Here is a 19,230-nt window from a genome sequence, read left to right on the forward strand (position 1 = left end):
TAAGAAACTTGCTGAATAATCAACTGAGTAACGCTTGATTATTATGCACTCGATCGTGTTGCTAACTTACCTTAAAGTTGGTACTGAACAGCAATTTGCAATCTACGTGCCAAACAATATTTATTGAATATTCAATAAGATAGTGAAGAATTTAAGTATGACATGCATATTAAAAAGCCACTTGAGACAAAATGTCGCAAGTGGCTTATTGGTAATTCAGTCAAAATGTACCTATTTTTCGTGTGGTATATTTTGTCCCAAACTAACGCTGCCGTGTTGGCTTGTTATACGTTCTTGAGCAAGTAAAGTGTCTGAACCCTTAGGTACTGTGTTTTTATACAGACCACCTACCTTTCCCGTGTCACCAGCGCCTTCGTCACCCTCTACTACCGGTAAATCATCAGTATCACCATGCTCGGCTGACTCCTCTTTCGCCACCATGGCTTCTTCCACTACAGTGTCTTCATTTGGTGATTGTGCACTTTCTATTGACTCTTCAGGCTTGTCTTTAACCCAGTCTCTAAGTTTATCGGCAACACCCTCAGACAAGGATTGTAAATTGCTGTAATCGTCATCGTAATCATCAAGCCCATCGCGAACGTTAAACTCCTCAGACAAAAATAGCTTTCTCAATGCCGCTTTTTTGATGCTCTCAGAAGCTTCTGATGTCAGTAGGCTTGCCACAGACATTTGTTCCTCTGGTTCAGTCACCTCAGAAGCAATGGACGAGTCTACTGGCAGTTCAACATCAGTATTTGGCTCGACGGTATTAGCTTGCAAGCTCTCATCTTGCAGGTCGCTTTCTTCAGCAAGCTCGTTTGAACGTTCTTGAGGATCTTCTAACTTGCGCTGAGACCAGCGACTAAAGAAATTAGTTGCCATTCGCGCGCCCAGCCCCTTTGCGTTTTTTACGCCTTACTTCTAGCAATTCACCATGACGACCAATAAACGCTTCCATCCAAGCTTGTACCGGCAGAGGCATATCGAACGACAGCACTTGGTTGTCACCATCCATATATTGGCCAGCAACGGTTTGTGAAGCGGTGAGAAGCTGTATGATAGGCGTCTCGCCAGAATCTACATTATCCATAACTAAAAACAGCTTGGGTTGTTGGGAGCTAAGGTTAAAGCGGTAGTCTGTTCGCTCGTCTCTGTGCAGTTGCAATAAACACACATCTTTAGTGTCGCTGGTTGGGGCTAAATTGAATCCCGTTAACTGCCATTGAGTTGTTACCCAAATACCTGTCTTAATTTCCTGTTCGACACGTTGAACCCCGATGTCCCAAGTAGTGTCAGTTTTCTCGTATTGTCTTTCGATTTCGTTAGTTTCAGACATAGCCCTTCCACTTTCGGTTTTCAAGACCGGTTTTCGAGACAGATTGCGATAGGACATTCTGTCTTATTGTTTGGTCTAAAAGTTACTCTTTACTAGTACATAGCAATAACTACGCCACTGTCTTAATCAATGAAAAATTCGCCTGAACCCGCTGCATCGCATGGGCAAACGGGTTTACCTCTCACTTTTATTTGATAAATTTTAGAATAGTTCGCGGTTTTCGCCGTCTAGATTATGTTGGAATAGGAATTGCTACTCGCAAATAACGAAAATCACGCCCAGCACGAATCATCAAATAGGATATGAATGTGGTAAAGCCAAATATTATCAAAACCAGTGAAAACCCTCTCCAGACAATCGAAGTCGAAGTATTTGATGAATATGGCGAAAGACTAACAAAGCAAATCGCCTGTGAACGCCCATTGACAGTCATGCTCAATTGGAAAGAGATCGTCACGCTGATGACTTTAGGTTCACGCCCTGAAGCATTAGTTCTTGGCTACTTAAAAAACCAAAGCTTCCTTTCCGATCCTGAAGCCATTGAATCAGTCATTATCGATTGGGAGACACACAGTGCTGCAGTCGTTACCAAAGAAAATACCGACCATCTTGAAAAAGCGCTGAAAAAGAAAACTGTCACATCCGGCTGCGGACAAGGCACTATGTACGGGAATGTGATGAAGCAACTTGAGAACTACCAAGTGCCTCAAACGCAGATCAAACAATCTGAGATCTACGCTGCTCTTGAAGCGTTAACCCACTACAACGATACCTATAAAAAAGCGGGTGCGGTGCACGGATGTGCGATCTGCAGAGACGATGAAGTCCTTTCCTTCGTCGAAGATGTGGGTCGCCATAATGCAGTTGATACACTTGCGGGTGAAATGTGGCTTAACCAAGAGACGGGCGAAGACAAGATTTTCTACACCACTGGCCGCTTAACTTCGGAAATGGTTATCAAAGTCGCTCAAATGGGCATTCCTGTCTTATTATCGCGATCAGGTGTCACACAAATGGGACTCGACCTCGCAAGAAAATTCGGCATAACAACCATTGCTCGAGCGAAAGGCCTTAGATTCCAAGTCTTTACCGGAGCTGAAAAGATTCAGTTCGATGTAAAAGGTGAATCTAACCAAAATCAGTAATTTGCAAAACACCTCTCATAAGCTATTAGTTTTATAACCGCTGAAATAAAAAGTTCACATAAGATTCATATTCAGCGCAATTAGACGTCATTGGCTAAATGGGAGGTGTGCATGACCCGCTCACCCGATACTCAGCGTTTCTCGCTATCTATTCGAACTAAACTCGTACTTATCAACCTAACGCTTTTGCTTGGGGTTGTTCTTTATGCTTACTACGAACAAACCAGCCTCAATAAACTCGACTCTCTTGAGCACGCCGCAAACGAAAACTTAAATGCGTCGGTCGATCTCTTAATGCTCCGCCGTCATGAGAAAGACTTCTTAGCCCGCAAAGACAATAAGTACGTCTCTCGCTTCGATAGCACTTTCGAACAGCTCGATAAACGTATTGGCCAATTGGCCAATACCCTCACTCAACATGAACTCAATGTCACGCAACAAAGCGAAAAGATTTCATCAACGCTTAGCCAATATCAAAACCAGTTCCACCAATTAGCAAACCAAGTCAATTTGCTCCATGGTCCAGACTCGAGTTTAACGGCGTCATTGGCTACATCGCGAGACGAGCTCAAACAAACAGTTGCTACAGAGCAAGATTTCCTACTAAAAGTAGCACTTTTGGAACTCATTGAAGCCGATTTGAGCTACCTTGCTACCCCAACAAGCGAATCTATTTCAGATTACCGCAATGCTCGTAAACAGTTCTCACTCTATAGTGGTTTACCCAATTCTGTACTTAGCGCGTTCGAGCTGTATCAAAACGTGTCAGACAAACATATTGAAGCCGTTCAAGTACTTGGGTTAACCGCCAACAAAGGGCTACGCGGAGCATTGAGAAATAACGTGCATGTAACAGAACAAGCGATTTCCGAACTTCAGCAAGATATTACGGTCGCAATACAATCTGCTTCTGCCTCAATTAAGAACCAACTGCACTTAATCGGTGGTGCTATTGTCTTGTTGCTCAGCTGCCTACTCTATCTGATCGGCAGAAGTATCTTGGGCCGCATTAAAGCAATTAATGTGTTGATGAAGCAAATTGCTAGCGGTAACGGAGACCTCACCGTTCGCATGAATGCCAAAGGCAATGACGAACTTGCACAGCTGGCGAACTCTTTCGATATGTTTATCTCGTCTCTGCATGGACATATAAAAGAACTGGCTGGTGTAATGCATGTTCTTACCGAAAGCTCGTGTAGCTCAGAAAAAGCCGCTGTGCATAGTATGAAGAACGCTGAGCAGCAAAAAGTGGAATCAGAATCGGTGGCAACTGCGGTCAATGAACTGGTTATGACGACAAATGAAATAACGGCCAACATTGAGTCAGCTGCTCAGAATACCGAGCGCGTGACTGCAGAAGCGCAAAAGGCACTGGATATGACTCATGCAACTGGTGACAGAATCGATAACCTTGCGGTTAGCATTGAGGATTCTCAGTCGCATATCATGGAGCTAGAAGCTCAGAGCCGGGAGATCAATCAAGTAATTTCTACCATTCAAAGTATCGCCGAGCAAACTAATCTACTGGCACTCAATGCTGCCATAGAAGCAGCCCGTGCAGGTGAAAGTGGCCGCGGCTTTGCGGTAGTAGCCGATGAAGTGAGGCAGCTTTCGGTCATGACAAACGATTCTACTCACCAGATCGAATCAACCATTCAAGGTCTGACTCAGGGGATTTCAGACACAGTGTCGAAAATGCAGTCCAGCGCCGACCAAGCGAGAACAACGAATACTCATACCCATCAAGTAGTCGAAGCCATTGAAGGGATAAGTGCCCAGATCAGTGAAATATTCGACATGAACACCCAGATTGCTACGGCTTCGGAAGAACAGTCCATGGTATCGGTAGAGATTGACCGTAATATTACGCAGATCGCTCAACTTGCTGGTGACACGTTTGAAGTGGTTTCTGGTTCTGTAAAGTGTAGCGAGCAGGTGTCAGGAGTAAGCCACAAACTTGAATCCATCGTCGGACAGTTTAAATACTAGGCTCGCGTCTCCGTACACGTTAAACAGCAAGAAAATAAAATATAAAAGGCCTCAGACACACAATCTGAGGCCTTTGCTTTAGGCTATTTACCAGTTAACTTGAAACGAAGTTACCGTTGTTCAAACAAACGTTATTCAGCTAGCGCCTCTTCGATTAATCGAGTTCGCTCGTTAGTACCACGGTTGCGCACTTCATGCATAATGAACGTCTTAACTTCACGAGTCCAAGCCTGCCCCGATTCTGGATCATACTCATGCGGCAATTCGATACCCGCTGGGGCGTATGCGTCAATACCGAAATCTTTCGACGTATTAATGGTTCTTAAGCTGTGTTCATAAAATCCAACCACTACCGTTTTGCCCAGATCACCACCAGACATTTCTACCGCCGTTTCTGCCACACCAATGGTGCTCAAATAAGTTAACGAGCCATCTTTTGCAATCACAGGGTTAATGGAGTGAAGATCTTTTGCTGGAATTCGATCTCCAATAGACTGAGCAATTTCCCACTGGGCGTACACAGGTTTACCAGTTTGTTCGTAAATCTCTACGACGGTATCTGCTAACGCTTCATTCATTGGACCCGGTACTTGATTACCATTTGGCATTAGACGATTGCCAAATGCATAAGCAAGGATGCTATCAGCTTGGTCTAGGGGCAGCTCTTCCCCTTTCCAAGTCAGCAAGTTATTCATGATAAATTCAGCGGTGTATTGCGCCGCTTCTTTATTCTCTAGTTGAACTTCCAACTTTTTCACCATAGCCGCTTCTAGTTCAGCGTCAGTAAGGGCAAAAGCTGGGGCAGCGAAAACCGTAGCAAGCAAAGTAGGTAGAAGTAATTTTTTCATTATTAGTCGTTCCGATTGATTATTCGTGACGGGGTGGTCACCCTTCGAAAGTATCAATCCGTCGGACTACTTAAAAGCGGTTCAATCCGTCAAAGTTGATTTGTGTGAAATTCTGCCAACATGTGAAAACTCTGGCGCTTTACTGATTTAGACTTGATTGGAATCAATACAATCCCCCTACTGATGCCAGACACCATTTGATTGATTTTTAGAATGAGTTTGTCTTAGAAAACTCAAGACTAGAGCGCTTCAAACAACCGGAAAAACAAAAAGGTCCAGCACGATGGCTGGACCTTTTAGTAGTATCAATAAAGCGAGTTAGCCGTCGATTCCGCGTGCTTTTAGGAACTCTGCGTACGTGCCTTTAAAGTCAGTAATCTTGTTATCTTTAATTTCGATAATGCGCGTTGCTAGCGAGTCAACAAATACACGGTCGTGCGATACGAAGAACAAGGTGCCTTTATATTGCTCTAGAGCCGTGTTTAATGACTCAATCGACTCCATATCCATGTGGTTAGTTGGTTCATCCATCAGCAACATGTTCGGCTTATGCATCATTAGCTTACCTAAAAGCATACGACCTTGTTCACCACCTGAAAGCACTTTTACTGATTTTTTGATGTCATCTTGACCAAATAGCATGCGACCTAAGAATCCGCGAACAGTTTGCTCATCATCACCTTCTTGGCGCCATTGACCCATCCAGTCGGTTAGATTCATGTCTTCTTCAAAATCATGAGCATGATCCTGCGCGTAGTAACCAATATTGGCATTATCAGACCACTTAAATTCACCGGTTCGTGGTGCTAGCTCACCTGCCAGTGTATTAAGTAGAGTCGTTTTGCCGACACCGTTCTCACCAATGATCGCAACACGCTCGCCAACTTCAAAAATTGCGTTGAAGTTATTGAACAAATCCTCTTCGTAACCTTGGCTTAGGTTCTCTACGATAAGCGCGTTACGGAATAACTCTTTAGACTGTTCAAAACGAATAAACGGGTTTTGACGACTTGAAGCTTTAACTTCGTCCAACTGGATCTTATCGATTTGCTTAGCACGTGACGTTGCTTGTTTTGCTTTTGATGCATTCGCAGAGAAGCGAGCAACGAACGTTTGAAGTTCAGCAATCTGCGCTTTCTTTTTAGCGTTATCCGCAAGTAGGCGGTCACGCGCTTGAGAAGCCGCTGTCATGTACTCGTCGTAGTTACCAGGGAACAGGCGAAGCTCACCGTAATCCAAGTCAGCCATGTGCGTACATACTGAGTTTAGGAAGTGACGGTCGTGCGAGATAATGATCATTGTGCAGTTACGCTGGTTTAGCGTTTCTTCCAACCAACGAATCGTGTCCATATCCAAGTTGTTGGTAGGCTCATCAAGTAGCATGATGTGTGGGTCTGCAAATAGTACCTGAGCAAGCAGAACACGTAGTTTCCAGCCAGGAGCGACTTCACTCATTAAACCGTAGTGCTGCTCTTCTGGAATACCTACAGCAAGCAATAGTTCACCAGCTTTGGCATCTGCCATGTAGCCGTCCATCTCAGCGAACTGAACTTCAAGATCAGCCACCAGCATGCCTTCTTCTTCACTCATTTCTGGTAGAGAGTAAATACGGTCACGTTCTTGCTTTACTTCCCACAGCTCTTTGTAACCCATGATAACGGTATCAATAACCGTGTACTCTTCGTAGGCAAACTGATCCTGGTTCAGTTTAGCCACACGCTCATTAGGATCGTAGCTAACGTTACCGCCAGTCGGCTCTAGTTCACCACTTAGGATCTTCATGAACGTCGATTTACCACAGCCGTTCGCGCCGATTAAACCGTAACGGTTACCTTCGCCAAACTTTACTGAGATGTTTTCAAAGAGTGGCTTAGCGCCGAATTGCTGGGTGATATTCGCTGTGGAGATCAAAACCGTTACCTTAAATAGACAAAATCATTGTACAAAACCGCGCAACGGTACTGGTTCAGGCCCATAACTTCAAGTGTTGATTTCATTTATTCACTTCCCCGACGAGTTCCTACACCAGCAAACGTATCCTACTTTTGTGATCTAATGAGCTCAGTATCAATAATGAAACACTATTCATTAATGACATTTCATTGACATATGGAATGATGTAAGGTTTAAAGTATTGCGCTTTGTGTATAGGTGGCAAGTTTAATATTCAGAGTTCGCATAACGCCGCAAACCAACTACACTAACTCTAACCTTTTAAGTTATAAGAGATTTTTATGCATTTACTCATTCGAGTAGTCATCGCTATTAGCCTTTTGGTCGCTCTTCCTGCTCAAGCGCAATGGGAGTATGACTTCAAACCAGTACCAGAGGCGCAAGATATAGCGAAAGACATCGCTCAAGAGGTTTCCTCTCTGCCCGACCCGTTATTCATGAGTCCTCAAGATCGAAGTAAGGTGCGTCAGCTCCTAAATGCGGTGCTTGCCGAGCAAAAAAAGCAGATTGATATCTTCGATGAGCGTTTGAACCATTATCGTGATGATGCCAATGAGCAAACTTGGTTTGACACCGAAACCAGTTACCTGACGCTAAACAGCATCAGTTTAAGCAAGCAACGTCTTCTTGAGCTGACTTCAGCATCAAATCGCGACAAATTAACCGGTTTTGGCCCTTTTGGTGTTACCCAGTTTAAACAAGAATGGTCGCTGACAAGACTCAATGGCGAATACCTACTGTATTTTCAATTACGCAGCTTCAAGTCGCTTGTAAAAGACATCTTTATCTCGCCTATCCCGGTGATTTGGGCTGGGTTGAAGGTTTTCATTATTTATTTGGTATTAGCCTGGTGGCTGCGAAACGCACAAAGGATCATTACTCTTTTTCGCGAGAGCCAATTAGATAACGCAGCTCGACCGCCAATATGGATTCGTTTGATTTGGTATGTCAGTCGCGCACACCGTGCTATCGCATGGTTAATTGCCATTACGCTTTCACTTCGAGTACTTTCAGCTATTCCAAGCCTACAGCATTTGATCTTCCTAGAAATTTTTACTTGGTGGATTTTGGGTGGCTCGATTGCCATTAGCTTTATCTTAGAGTTTACCTATCGCAATAGTCGCAGTTCTAACCCAGAAGTGCTGGCACTGCGTTTATCAACGGTACGTCGCTACGTATGGAGCATCATTGTCGCAGGCGTTATTTTACAGATTTCGATGCGCACTTTAGGCAAAGGAACCATTTACTACTGGATTTATAGCGCCCTATTCTTCTGGTTTGTGCTCGTGACGATTTCAGTACTCAGAATTTGGCGCAACAAAGTGTTCGAAGTTGCCGAGAAGTTGGCCGATCGACCTGTATGGGTTAACTGGGCTATCAGCCGCAAAGACGTTTACATTGTCAGAATTGTCGGTACGGCCATCGCCGCACTATGGATTGCAGGACATACCTTTAAACACCGCATTGTCGCCATGCTGTCTCATTACACCATCTTTAGCCAAGCTCTAGCGTATTTATTCCGTATAGAGGTGGCCAAACAAACCGGTAACAAAAATGAGCAGCACAACCTGGTGCGTGTTAAAGGAGATGCCACATTCGAGTACGTACTGCCTGGCACGCACGACAGCGAGTTGTTCGACTACGCCACTGATGAATTTAAGCAACTGTCGCAATACTTGCTTAGCGACAGCCCTGCTATCTGTGTACTATCTGGAGAACGCGGTATAGGCACCACTACCATGCTCAAATCGATTTTGAACAAGGTGAAAAATGCCGAGCCGGTTTATCTAAATTGTCCTTATTCCGGATATCAGGAACTGCTGACACACCTTGCTGTCAGTCTTGGCTTAGACGAAGACGCAACAGAAATACAGATCCTCTCTTTCCTTAGAAAAAGTGATACTCGCTACCTAATTGCTGTTGATAACGCACAACGCCTTGTTAAACCTATGGTTGGCGGTTTAACTAGCCTTATTAAACTCACTAACTTATTACGCCGCTCTAAGAAGAACCACCGCGTGGTAATTGCAATCGAAAAAGCGAGTTGGCGATTTGTGGACAGAGCGCGTGGTGAACGCCTACTGTTTGATTGGGTTTCCTTCATGCCTAAGTGGAGCGAAAAACAAATTCAGCAACTGTTGGATAGCCGCGTCAATCAAGACATTGATACCCCACTTTCATTCGATGGCTTAGTGGTACCAAAACAGTGGGACCAAGAAGAAATCACTGAAGAAGAGCGCGCAAAGCAAGGCTTCTATCGAATTCTATGGCATTACTCAGATGGCAATCCAACCGTTGCCCTGCGCTTCTTTAGGCAATCGTTGCAGCGAAACAAGGAAACCGAGCAGGTCTTTGTAAGGCTATTCCGTGCTCCAGAATCACAAGAGTTAGAGAAAATGCCAAAACCCATGCTGGCGGTTTTACGCTCTATCGTCCAACTTGAAATTGCTTCGACTGAAGAACTATCCGAATGTACCCAGTTAAGTGTCGCCGAAGTACTTGGGACATTGCGCTATTTCCAAAGCCGTGGATTCATCGAATGGAGTGAAGATAAAGCTCGAGTATCCGATCACTGGTTCAGACACATTACCAATGTACTTGACCGTCAACACCTATTGGTGAAGTAAGATGATGAGACTATTTGTATTTCTAGTAACCCTAATCGCTAGCAGCTCTGTTTTTGCAACGGAAGAAATTGCCAACGTCGAGAACATTACTCAATTCGCTAGCTTGATCCGCTGGAGCGGCGTGTTCTTTTCTGCGATTGTGGTCGCGGCCACTTGGCTGTTACTCAAGTTCATGAACTCCATGGTGGAGAGCATTGGTAGTCAGTTTGTGCAGTACCGAATGCTGCTGCAAAAGCTTCAGTCCTTCATGCAGTTCTTCATCTATATGTCAGCGGGCTTGTTGGTGTTTATGATGAGCTTTCGCATTAACGACCATATCCTTACACTAATTGGAGGTACGCTTGCTGTATCAGTCGGCTTTGCACTCAAAGACCTTGCCGCATCCTTCATCGCTGGTATGACAGTTATGATCGACCGCCCATTCCAAGTAGGCGATCGAGTCACATTTGAAGGCAATTATGGTGACATTGTCACAATTGGGTTGCGCTCAGTCCGCATGCGCACCCTTAACGATGACATTATTACCATTCCAAACAACAAATTCCTTAATGAAGTCACCATGAGTGGTAACTATGGTGCACTGGATATGCAGGTGGTGATCCCATTCTATGTTGGAATGGAGGAAGACATTTCACTTGCCAGAGATTTAATTCAAGAGGCCGCTTCGTCCAGTCGTTATATCCACTTGCCTAAGCCTGTTGTTGTTTTGGTAAAACAGACCATCACCGATAACTATTTAGCGATTCAATTAACGTGTAAGGCATATGTAGTGGACACCGCATACGAGAAGCTATTTGAAACTGACATTACTCTGCGAGTAATGAAAGAGTTCAAAAAGCATGGCATCAACGCACCTAAAATTGCTTTAAGTTCTCAGTAAATCTTAGATGCAGCAAACAAAAAGGCCTCACCATAGGATGAGGCCTTTTTTATTGTCACGATGAGTTAGAAAAACAATTAAGAACTGGAAGAGACAAGAAGTTCTACTTCCGCTTTTTTCGGCAAATAAACGCTAAAACAGCTGCCTTTGCCATACTCAGATGTTGCTCTGATTTCTCCCCCCGTCTGGCTCAAAATACTTTGAGAGACAGAAAGTCCCAAACCAGTGCCATCTCTTTTGGTGGTATAGAATGGGTCGAAAATACGTTTAAGTTGCTCAGGCTTAATGCCACACCCTTCATCTTGCACATGGATCACCGCGCCAATTGCCTCGCCACTTTCTATCCAGTCTTCACTCGAGATTGTTAGCCTGCCCTCGCCGTTCATCGCATGAATCGCATTCATCTGTAGGTTAACTAAGATCTGCAGTAGCTGGTGGCGATTAACCTCAACCGAGGTGTGTGCATCAAGCCTAGAAATGAATTCCACATTGCGCTTTTTCGAGCCTGTTTTCACTAGCGTGATGCTCTCGTCAACAATCGGGTTAACATGTTGCCATGTAATTTCATCTTGCACGCCACCTTGCCTACTGTATTGCAGCAAGCTTCGAGTAATGTTTCTAATGCGATCAATCTGAGCCATGATGGCATCAATCTCTTCTTCCACTCGGCTTGATTCATCGCCTAATTCAAAACGCATCAATTCGACATTACCTAAAATTACCGCAACTGGGTTATTGATTTCGTGTGCAATCCCCGCAGTCAGTTCACCTAACGCTGCCAGCTTTTCATTGGTCACTAGCTTGTTACGGGTTTGATTTAGTAGCTTAATGTGGTGCTCTAGCTGCTCTGTTTTCTCTTTTAAACTCGCCGTTCGGTGTTGGACCTTGCATTCTAGTTCACCTGCGGCTGTTTTGATTTCTTGATTACGTTTATCAAGCAAATCGAGCATGTTATCGAACTGCTTGGCTAACTGAGCAAGCTCGTGCTTTTCATCGAGCCCTAGCTCCCCGATCCGCTGCTTTTTGCCGAGTTGAACTAACTTAACAACGCGGTGGATTCGCTCGATTGGGTGAAACAAATCTCGAGAACCGCGGTAAACCATCAACCCCGACACGAGTAGAAGAAATAAAGTGGTGATACTGATCTCAACAATATTCGTCAGATAAGCTTTAACGAACGGCCACATTAAATAGCCGGTGTACAACATACCAATCACATTGTCATATTGGTCTTTTATCGGCTGATATGCCGTGATGTACCAAGCGTCATATACAAATGCGCGGTCAACCCATTCGTTGCCTTCAACTAAAACTTCTTGATAAACCTCTTTTGATACGCGAGTACCAATTGCTCGGCCGACTCGACCAGAGCTGTCTAAAGGTACGTTGGTACTGACGCGAAGATCGTCGAGAAATACAGTGAGAGTGCCTACAGGGCGTAGGCTATCGTGCTTACCTGGGTAGATAAGATCACGAATTTGATCAACCAGTTGGGTACTATTGTTGAGTAATATCCCGCCATCGAGAAAGCCGATAATATCGTTATACTGATTCTTTACCGGTACCACTGTGCGGCTGATCAAACCACGCGTTTCAATCTCATCATCGCCCAATATTGGCGTTTGTGCTCGACGAGCCAAATCAGGGTCAAGCTGATTGAGTTGGTGTTCATCTAATCGGTCAAAAAAGGACTCGCGCTTTGTCAGATCCATAAACTGGAACTTCTGCTCGATAGTATCGACTCGGTGAAAACGCAGAAAGTCTAGATCATATCGATTCTTCTGTTGAGACACCCACTTCTCAATAGAAGTCGATGGATCACCATCGACCACTTTCTTGCGAAAGTCATATGATTCCGAAAATGCTCTAACATAGTTCGCCTGCTTTTGCTGGATAAGAACGATACTGTTGTTTGCTACGCCCAAGCGCTCTGATACATCGACCAGGGCGCTATTCCATGTGTAGTGAATCGACCAATAGATAGTGATGGCTATCAAGGCGATTAGAGTCAGGAAAATCGGCGCTGACGTTAAAAATAGCAGCCGATAGCGAACCATAGATTTAAATCTATAACGCCACTTTTGCCACAGTCCATAATCACTCGGCATAACTTGGCTCCTCGCCATCCCACTCTTTGTACTTGCGTTCTAACGTTTTTCTTGCCACGCCCAGCGTTCTAGAAGCCGCTGATTTATTCCCATCATGGAAGTTAACCACTTGTTGAATGTGTGATTTTTCAACATCTTTAAGTGTCCAGTTATTCGGATAGCCTTCGCCAAAATCGACTTTTCCTTCAGGAATCGATGGTATTTCTGCGCCACTGGAAACCGTCATTGAGACATGTGTTGGTGAAACACCACCGTTCAATTCGCGCCAATAATGCGCAGGTGGTTTCCCGAGCAAAATGCAACGCTCAATTAGGTTTTTAAGCTCTCGAATATTACCTGGCCAGTCATAGTCATTCATGGCCGAGATATCCTCATGAGCCCATTTTGGATCTGGCATCGCAAGCTCAGAAGTTAGCATCTTGGTAAAGAAAGGAACCAACTCAAGCAAATCACTCTTACGCTCTTTAAGTGGGGGCACTTCGATACGAAGTACATTGAGCCGGTAGTATAAGTCCGCTCGAAAATTACCCTTATCCACTTCCTCTTGTAGGTTGCGGTTAGTCGCTGCGACAACACGAACATCAACACTGATCTCTCTTTCTGAACCAACCGGGCGAATAGTTCGTTGTTCTAAAACACGCAACAGAGCGGATTGCATAGATAACGGCATTTCCCCTATTTCATCTAGAAACAACGTGCCACCATTAGCAACGCGAAAAAGCCCTTCACGGTTTTTCTTTGCGCCGGTGAAAGCGCCAGAAGTATGGCCAAACAGCTCACTTTCAAGTAATTCAGGTGCGATCGCACCACAGTTCACTGGCACAAATGGTCCTTTGCGTTGGCTTGCTTCATGAACACCACGAGCAACAAGCTCCTTACCCGTGCCCGATTCACCTTCCACCAAGACAGATGCTCGAGACGGCGCAAACTGAGTAATCAATTGCTTCAACTGCTTCGTTTTTTCTGATCCACCGACAATATCGGTTGTGAAGTGGCGTTTAAAGTCATGTTTAAGCGCAAACTGCATGCGCTCATTCAGGCGCTTGTCCATACAACGCTGAACCGCTTGTAGCATTTGGTCTAGGTTGAATGGCTTTAAAATAAAGTCCGATGCGCCAAGTTTTAAAGCCGAGATAGCCATCTCCAAATCGGCGTAACCGGTCATAAAGATCACATCACTTTTTCTCTCCGAATCATTGAATGCTTCTTCCCATTCAATACCAGAGCGACCAGGTAAATTGATGTCTAAAATAATAAGGTCATAATGACTAGAAACCCTGAGTACTTCAGCATCTTCGATACTGCCTGCCGTATCGACTTTGCTAAACCATTTACCGAGTGCCTTCTTTAAAATGGCTTGCATTCCCGCCTCATCGTCTACGACGAGCACTGAAAAAGCTTGGTATTGGAGGGCATGTTTAGAATCGATGGAAGGAGACATAATGTTCTCTTGGCTATCAAAAAATTGGGACAGAGTGTACCAACTAAATTTTTTTTAGCTTGTGCTAATGTGCGACATTTTGTCCTAACTCAAATTTTGAAGGGAATAAGTCGCTGATATATGGATCAAATTGACGGGGAAAGCCATTATTACAGTTGGCACTATGCTTGCTATACCATGTGTGCAATCCGGGTATCGATTGATACGGGCTGTCTATTGTCCATTACATAACGGAATAATAATTACATGAAAGCGACACATTTTACTTTGGCAGCAGCAACGCTAGCCTTCGTCAGTTTCACCGCCTCTTCTTCTGAAGAGTCCCAACACGTGCGTCTTGCGACCACAACAAGTACCTACCATTCGGGGCTGCTTGATTACTTACTCCCTAAATTCGAACAAGACACCGGCTATAAAGTTGATGTTATTGCGGCAGGTACCGGTAAATCACTTAAAATGGGTGAAAATGGCGACGTCGATTTAGTGATGACCCATGCGCCTAAAGCAGAAGCAACGTTCGTTGACAAAGGATACGGAGTATTACCCCGCAAATTGATGTACAACGATTTTGTCATCGTTGGTCCACAATCTGATCCAGCTAAAGTCTCCAATTCCCAAGATGTGGCAGAAGTATTCAAAAACATTGCTAACGCTAATGTCACGTTTGTGTCTCGTGGTGACGATTCTGGTACTCACAAAAAAGAAAAAGGTATTTGGGAACAAAGCAAAATTGAACCTAATTTTGGTGGCTATCGCTCAGTAGGCCAAGGCATGGGCCCTACACTTAACATGGCGTCTGAGATGCAAGGCTACACCATTACCGACCGTGGAACTTGGTTGGCATACAACAATAAACTAGACCTTTCTGTGCTATTCCAAGGCGACAAGAAGCTGTTTAACCCTTACCAAGTTATCTTAGTGAACCCAGAGCGCTACCCGAGTATTAATTATCAGGGGGCCAAAGTATTCAGTGACTGGCTCGTGAACCCGCGAGGCCAAGAACTCATCAACCAATTCAAACTCAATGGCAAACAACTGTTTGTTGCCAACGCAAACGAGAAATAACGCTCTATGAGCCTTTGGCAGACAACCTTAGAAGCACTCGCACTGCTGTTTAATTTCGACAAAGATCTTTGGCAGATCGTCGCGGTATCCTTTAGCGTTTCGCTATCGGCAATTTCGCTGGTCCTCCTGCCATCGATTCTTCTCTCGTTTATCCTTGCGTATACCGAGTTTCGTGGAAAATGGCTGCTTCTTTCAGTCATTAATACGTTACAAGCAATCCCAACAGTGGTGATTGGCTTACTTCTTTACATGATGCTTTCTCGCTCTGGCCCCCTTGGCGATTGGCAGATGTTGTTTACTCAGAAAGCCATGATTGTCGGCCAAATGATCATTTGTTTCCCTGTTCTTGTCTCCATGATGCACGGTGCATTGCAGTCCAGCGATCGCCGTGCCGTGGAAACATCTATCACTCTTGGGGTTTCCATTCCACGTGTTGCCGCAACCATGATATGGGAAACACGCTTTCCTCTAATGGCAGCAACCATCGCGGCATTTTCTCGTATCGTAACGGAAGTGGGCTGTTCAATGATGGTAGGCGGAAACATTATGGGCATGACACGTAACATTCCTACTGCTATCGCAATGGAAAGTCATAAAGGCGCTTTCGCACAAGGCGTAGCGTTAGGAATTGTTCTATTATCTCTTGCACTTATACTGAATTTTCTACTTACCAGTATGAGAGGCAAAGGTTATCTTCGTACTTAAGGGCGTTGTATGACGATCAAAATTACAGCTCAACAACTGTCGATGCGTTTCAAAGAACGCGTCCTGTTCCACATTCCAGAGTTATCCATTGGTCCGAACGACGCCATCTACCTTAAAGGCGACAACGGTGTAGGGAAAACAACGCTACTCAAAATACTGTCAGGATTATTAAAGCCAACGACAGGAAAGATAGCGCAACCTACTTCAAACTGGCTCAACCGCTTTTCAATGCGCACAGGACGCAAAGATGTCATCTATCTTCATCAGTCTCCGTATCTGTTTGATGGCACTGTCTATCAAAATATTGTGTACGGTATTCGCTACCAAAAAGAGTCAGCAAATGATAAGCGAGCTCAAGTTATCACGGCTTTGCGTATGGTAGGATTAGAAACTTTGGCAGATGAACACATATCAGTGCTATCTGGCGGAGAAAAACAGCGTGTAGCCATGGCCAGAGCTTGGATTCTCAAGCCTTCGATATTATTAATGGATGAGCCAAGTGCCTCACTCGATCACGAATCAATAGATAGGTTGGTCGTAATGGCAAAAGATCTGCTAGCACGGGGCTCAAGCCTGGTAATCACGAGCCACCAAACTAACGCGCTGACCGATTTATGTAGGAAACAGTGGTGGATAAAAGACACGACACTCGTCGAATCACCACTGCTTCAAGTAATTAAAGATACTTCTCAAGAGAAAACGTATGCTACTTCCAACGCAAACTAGTTGGGTTATTTTAGCTGGAGGCCAAGCCAGCCGCATGGGTGGTCAGGATAAAGGCCTTATTGAGTTAGACGGAAAGCCACTGATCGAGCACGTTCTGGATCGGCTTTCTCCTCAAGCATCTTCCATCACTATCAACGCAAACAGAAATCAACAACGCTATAAGCAGTTTGCTCCCGTTATCAGTGATACTTTCCCTGATTACCCAGGCCCGCTTGGCGGCATTCATGCAGGGTTGCTAAACAGTGAAACTGATTGGGTCGGCTACGTGCCTTGTGATAGCCCACAGATAAACACCGACTTGGTCGAGCGCTTCTGCTCTCAAGTTCAGCCTGACAGTGACATACTTGTTGCCCACGATGGTGAGTTTAAACAACCTGTTTTCACTCTTTTCCACAAACGTGTATTGCCAAAGTTAACCGCTTTTTTAGAAAGCGGCGATCGAAAAATCATCCTTTTGTATAAAGGCTGTAATACCAGCTATGTCGACTTTAGCGATTCACCTCAGTGCTTCGTCAACTTAAACACCCCGGAAGAACTTGCCCAGTTTGGCACGGTTCAATCGTAAAGAATCAAAGAGATAGTATTTGTTGCTATGAGTATTCAAACTCCTAATATCCCACTTCTTGGTTTTGCGGCCTACTCAGGTACAGGTAAAACTACCCTACTCGAAGCCTTACTTCCTAAGCTGACCGAAGCAGGGTTAAAAATCGGTGTGCTTAAACATGCTCACCATAACTTTGATGTCGATATCCCAGGGAAAGACAGTTATAGATTGCGTAAAGCCGGCGCGTCTCAGATGTTGATCTCTTCTCGAAATCGCCACGCGCTAATGACGGAAACGCCAGACTCAGAAGCAGAATTTGAATATCTTCTTACTCGTTTTGATACTCAAAAACTGGATGTCATTTTAGTTGAAGGTTGTAAGAATATTGAATTTCCTAAAATAGAACTACACCGAGAGGAAGTTGGAAAACCGTGGCTTTACCCAAATGATAGCAACATTATCGCCATCGCCGCCGATACTTCGGTAGAAAGCGAACTTCCTCAAATGAGTATCAACGACTTAGATGCGATTGCTCAATTCATTCTTAATTACGTTGCGAAAGGCACAACCAAAAAAGTATCTGAAGCGGCATGTTGTGACACCTTATCCCCTGCTTTCCTATCAGTTCAGCAAGGGCAAGATAAAATTCTCGCTGAAGTTTCTGCAGTCCAGTTGGTAGAACCTACTCATATTGCTCAATCATACGGCCGTATTCTGGGACATTCTGTAGCATCGCCAGTGAACGTTCCGCAGTACACGAATTCAGCAATGGATGGCTTTGCGATTCGTAGTGACGACCTAGGCCGTACAGAGTATCAAGTTGTTGCAGAGATTTTGGCTGGATATAGCTACGACAAACCTTTAGAAAAAGGCCAAGCGGTTAAAATTATGACCGGCGCGCCGACACCTGAGCATGCTGATACCGTGGTCATGCGAGAACAAGCTAGTGCAGAAGGTGACAAGGTCACATTCGGTGACGCAGTGATTAAGGCGGGTCAAAATGTACGTCAAGCCGGTGAAGACTTAGCTCTTGGCCAAACCGTGTTTGATGTTGGCACTCGGATAGAGTCTCCTGAAATGGGCATGCTTGCCTCATTAGGCTTTGAGCATTGTGACACGATTCGTAAGTTGAAGGTTGCCGTATTTTCAACCGGAGACGAAGTACAAGCGCCGGGAACACCGATTAAGCCTAACTCTATCTTTGACTCGAACCGATTCACGATCATGGGGTTACTAGAAAAGCTAGGGTGTGAAATTTTAGATTACGGCATTATTGAAGATAACGAACAGAGAATGGTAGAAGCGCTGGAAAAAGCAGCCACTGAAGCCGACCTGATTATGACTTCTGGTGGCGTGTCTGTCGGCGATGCTGATTACATCAAACTGGCTCTAGATAGACTTGGAAAAATCGATTTTTGGCGCATCAATATGCGCCCTGGCAGGCCGTTAGCGTTTGGTAAAGTGACTGGAAAACCGTTTTTCGGTCTACCTGGCAACCCAGTGGCTGTCATGGTGTCATTCATCAACTTCGTTGAACCTGCAATACGCAAAATGCAAGGTGAAGCGAATTGGCAACCATTGAAAGTGAAAGCGGTAGCAACAGAACCTCTGCGTTCTCGTCAAGGGCGTACTGAATTTAGCCGTGGCGTATACAGTGTTGATGAACATGGTCAACTGGTCGTAAAGACAACGGGTAAACAGGGTTCCGGCATTCTCCGTTCAATGAGCGAAGCCAACTGCCTAATTGAGGTCTCCCCTGCTGTCGACACCGTTAAAGTCGGAGAAAGCGTGACAATCATTCCGCTTCAAGGCAGAATCTAGACCAATTACTAAATTAAAGGCCAGTTCACTGGCCTTTTTCTT

15 protein-coding genes are annotated in these 19,230 nt (G+C 44.7%); 9 read left to right on the forward strand and 6 right to left on the reverse strand.

All coding sequences use genetic code 11. From position 1 onward, the window contains the following. Positions 1–231 precede the first annotated feature (231 nt). Positions 232–882 carry a DUF3306 domain-containing protein gene (locus tag J4N42_RS07350; RefSeq protein ID WP_252027188.1) on the reverse strand — a complete coding sequence of 217 codons (651 nt, stop codon included), beginning with the start codon at positions 880–882 and terminating at the stop codon, positions 232–234. Next, on the reverse strand, positions 872–1,336 hold the full coding sequence (locus J4N42_RS07355; protein ID WP_252027189.1) for a DUF3305 domain-containing protein: 465 nt from the start codon (positions 1,334–1,336) through the stop codon (positions 872–874). The genes J4N42_RS07350 and J4N42_RS07355 overlap by 11 nt, the downstream gene beginning before the upstream one ends. Positions 1,337–1,644: 308 nt before the next feature. Between J4N42_RS07355 and fdhD the strand changes: the two genes are divergently transcribed. Both fdhD and J4N42_RS07365 read left to right on the forward strand, forming a co-directional pair. Beyond that, positions 1,645–2,481: a formate dehydrogenase accessory sulfurtransferase FdhD gene (fdhD, locus tag J4N42_RS07360; protein ID WP_252027190.1), complete on the forward strand. Its 837-nt coding sequence runs from the start codon at positions 1,645–1,647 to the stop codon at positions 2,479–2,481. A 111-nt stretch (positions 2,482–2,592) separates the two neighbouring features. Further along, positions 2,593–4,470, forward strand: a complete 1,878-nt coding sequence (locus J4N42_RS07365) for a methyl-accepting chemotaxis protein (RefSeq protein ID WP_252027191.1) — start codon at positions 2,593–2,595, stop codon at positions 4,468–4,470. Between the two features lie 131 nt (positions 4,471–4,601). Here J4N42_RS07365 and J4N42_RS07370 read toward each other — a convergent pair whose 3' ends face one another. Next, a complete protein-coding gene (locus J4N42_RS07370; RefSeq protein ID WP_252027192.1) occupies positions 4,602–5,318 on the reverse strand; it encodes a hypothetical protein in 717 nt (238 codons plus the stop codon). Positions 5,319–5,636: 318 nt separating this feature from the next. Beyond that, the gene (locus J4N42_RS07375; RefSeq protein WP_252027193.1) at positions 5,637–7,229 is read right to left on the reverse strand and encodes an ABC-F family ATPase; all 1,593 of its coding nucleotides are present in this window, start codon (positions 7,227–7,229) and stop codon (positions 5,637–5,639) included. Positions 7,230–7,552: 323 nt separating this feature from the next. Between J4N42_RS07375 and J4N42_RS07380 the strand changes: the two genes are divergently transcribed. Both J4N42_RS07380 and J4N42_RS07385 read left to right on the forward strand, forming a co-directional pair. Further along, the gene (locus J4N42_RS07380) at positions 7,553–9,898 is read left to right on the forward strand and encodes an ATP-binding protein (protein WP_252027194.1); all 2,346 of its coding nucleotides are present in this window, start codon (positions 7,553–7,555) and stop codon (positions 9,896–9,898) included. Between the two features lies 1 nt (position 9,899). Beyond that, positions 9,900–10,778: a mechanosensitive ion channel family protein gene (locus tag J4N42_RS07385; protein ID WP_252027195.1), complete on the forward strand. Its 879-nt coding sequence runs from the start codon at positions 9,900–9,902 to the stop codon at positions 10,776–10,778. A 77-nt stretch (positions 10,779–10,855) separates the two neighbouring features. Here J4N42_RS07385 and J4N42_RS07390 read toward each other — a convergent pair whose 3' ends face one another. Beyond that, positions 10,856–12,886, reverse strand: coding sequence for a sensor histidine kinase (locus tag J4N42_RS07390; RefSeq protein ID WP_252027196.1), 2,031 nt, complete (start codon positions 12,884–12,886; stop codon positions 10,856–10,858). Then, entirely contained in the window at positions 12,876–14,327 is a 1,452-nt protein-coding gene (locus J4N42_RS07395; RefSeq protein ID WP_252027197.1) for a sigma-54-dependent transcriptional regulator, read from the reverse strand. Before J4N42_RS07395 ends, J4N42_RS07390 begins: the two co-directional genes overlap by 11 nt. A 246-nt stretch (positions 14,328–14,573) precedes the next feature. Here J4N42_RS07395 and J4N42_RS07400 point away from each other — a divergent pair, with 246 nt between their 5' ends. From J4N42_RS07400 to J4N42_RS07420, 5 genes are read left to right on the forward strand one after another with little or no spacing between them, the layout of a single operon-like run. Beyond that, entirely contained in the window at positions 14,574–15,392 is an 819-nt protein-coding gene (locus tag J4N42_RS07400) for an ABC transporter substrate-binding protein (protein WP_252027198.1), read from the forward strand. A 6-nt stretch (positions 15,393–15,398) separates the two neighbouring features. Further along, the gene (locus tag J4N42_RS07405) at positions 15,399–16,097 is read left to right on the forward strand and encodes an ABC transporter permease (protein WP_252027199.1); all 699 of its coding nucleotides are present in this window, start codon (positions 15,399–15,401) and stop codon (positions 16,095–16,097) included. Between the two features lie 9 nt (positions 16,098–16,106). Next, positions 16,107–16,823 carry an energy-coupling factor ABC transporter ATP-binding protein gene (locus J4N42_RS07410; RefSeq protein ID WP_252027200.1) on the forward strand — a complete coding sequence of 239 codons (717 nt, stop codon included), beginning with the start codon at positions 16,107–16,109 and terminating at the stop codon, positions 16,821–16,823. Further along, positions 16,801–17,388 (forward strand): molybdenum cofactor guanylyltransferase MobA, encoded by a 588-nt coding sequence (mobA, locus tag J4N42_RS07415; RefSeq protein WP_252027201.1) that lies wholly within the window; start codon positions 16,801–16,803, stop codon positions 17,386–17,388. The genes J4N42_RS07410 and mobA overlap by 23 nt, the downstream gene beginning before the upstream one ends. A gap of 27 nt (positions 17,389–17,415) precedes the next feature. Further along, positions 17,416–19,188: a bifunctional molybdopterin-guanine dinucleotide biosynthesis adaptor protein MobB/molybdopterin molybdotransferase MoeA gene (locus J4N42_RS07420; RefSeq protein ID WP_252027202.1), complete on the forward strand. Its 1,773-nt coding sequence runs from the start codon at positions 17,416–17,418 to the stop codon at positions 19,186–19,188. Positions 19,189–19,230 lie beyond the last annotated feature (42 nt).

It is taken from the genome of Vibrio sp. SCSIO 43135 (assembly GCF_023716665.1).
Classification (GTDB): Bacteria; Pseudomonadota; Gammaproteobacteria; order Enterobacterales; family Vibrionaceae; genus Vibrio; species Vibrio paucivorans.

Coding starts and splice junctions, on each gene's coding strand:
- J4N42_RS07350 (WP_252027188.1), bottom strand. CDS start 882: ATGGCAACTAATTTCTTTAGTCGCTGGTCTCAGCGCAAGTTAGAAGAT.
- J4N42_RS07355 (WP_252027189.1), bottom strand. CDS start 1,336: ATGTCTGAAACTAACGAAATCGAAAGACAATACGAGAAAACTGACACT.
- J4N42_RS07365 (WP_252027191.1), top strand. CDS start 2,593: ATGACCCGCTCACCCGATACTCAGCGTTTCTCGCTATCTATTCGAACT.
- J4N42_RS07370 (WP_252027192.1), bottom strand. CDS start 5,318: ATGAAAAAATTACTTCTACCTACTTTGCTTGCTACGGTTTTCGCTGCC.
- J4N42_RS07380 (WP_252027194.1), top strand. CDS start 7,553: ATGCATTTACTCATTCGAGTAGTCATCGCTATTAGCCTTTTGGTCGCT.
- J4N42_RS07385 (WP_252027195.1), top strand. CDS start 9,900: ATGATGAGACTATTTGTATTTCTAGTAACCCTAATCGCTAGCAGCTCT.
- J4N42_RS07390 (WP_252027196.1), bottom strand. CDS start 12,886: ATGCCGAGTGATTATGGACTGTGGCAAAAGTGGCGTTATAGATTTAAA.
- J4N42_RS07395 (WP_252027197.1), bottom strand. CDS start 14,327: ATGTCTCCTTCCATCGATTCTAAACATGCCCTCCAATACCAAGCTTTT.
- J4N42_RS07400 (WP_252027198.1), top strand. CDS start 14,574: ATGAAAGCGACACATTTTACTTTGGCAGCAGCAACGCTAGCCTTCGTC.
- J4N42_RS07405 (WP_252027199.1), top strand. CDS start 15,399: ATGAGCCTTTGGCAGACAACCTTAGAAGCACTCGCACTGCTGTTTAAT.
- J4N42_RS07410 (WP_252027200.1), top strand. CDS start 16,107: ATGACGATCAAAATTACAGCTCAACAACTGTCGATGCGTTTCAAAGAA.
- mobA (WP_252027201.1), top strand. CDS start 16,801: ATGCTACTTCCAACGCAAACTAGTTGGGTTATTTTAGCTGGAGGCCAA.
- J4N42_RS07420 (WP_252027202.1), top strand. CDS start 17,416: ATGAGTATTCAAACTCCTAATATCCCACTTCTTGGTTTTGCGGCCTAC.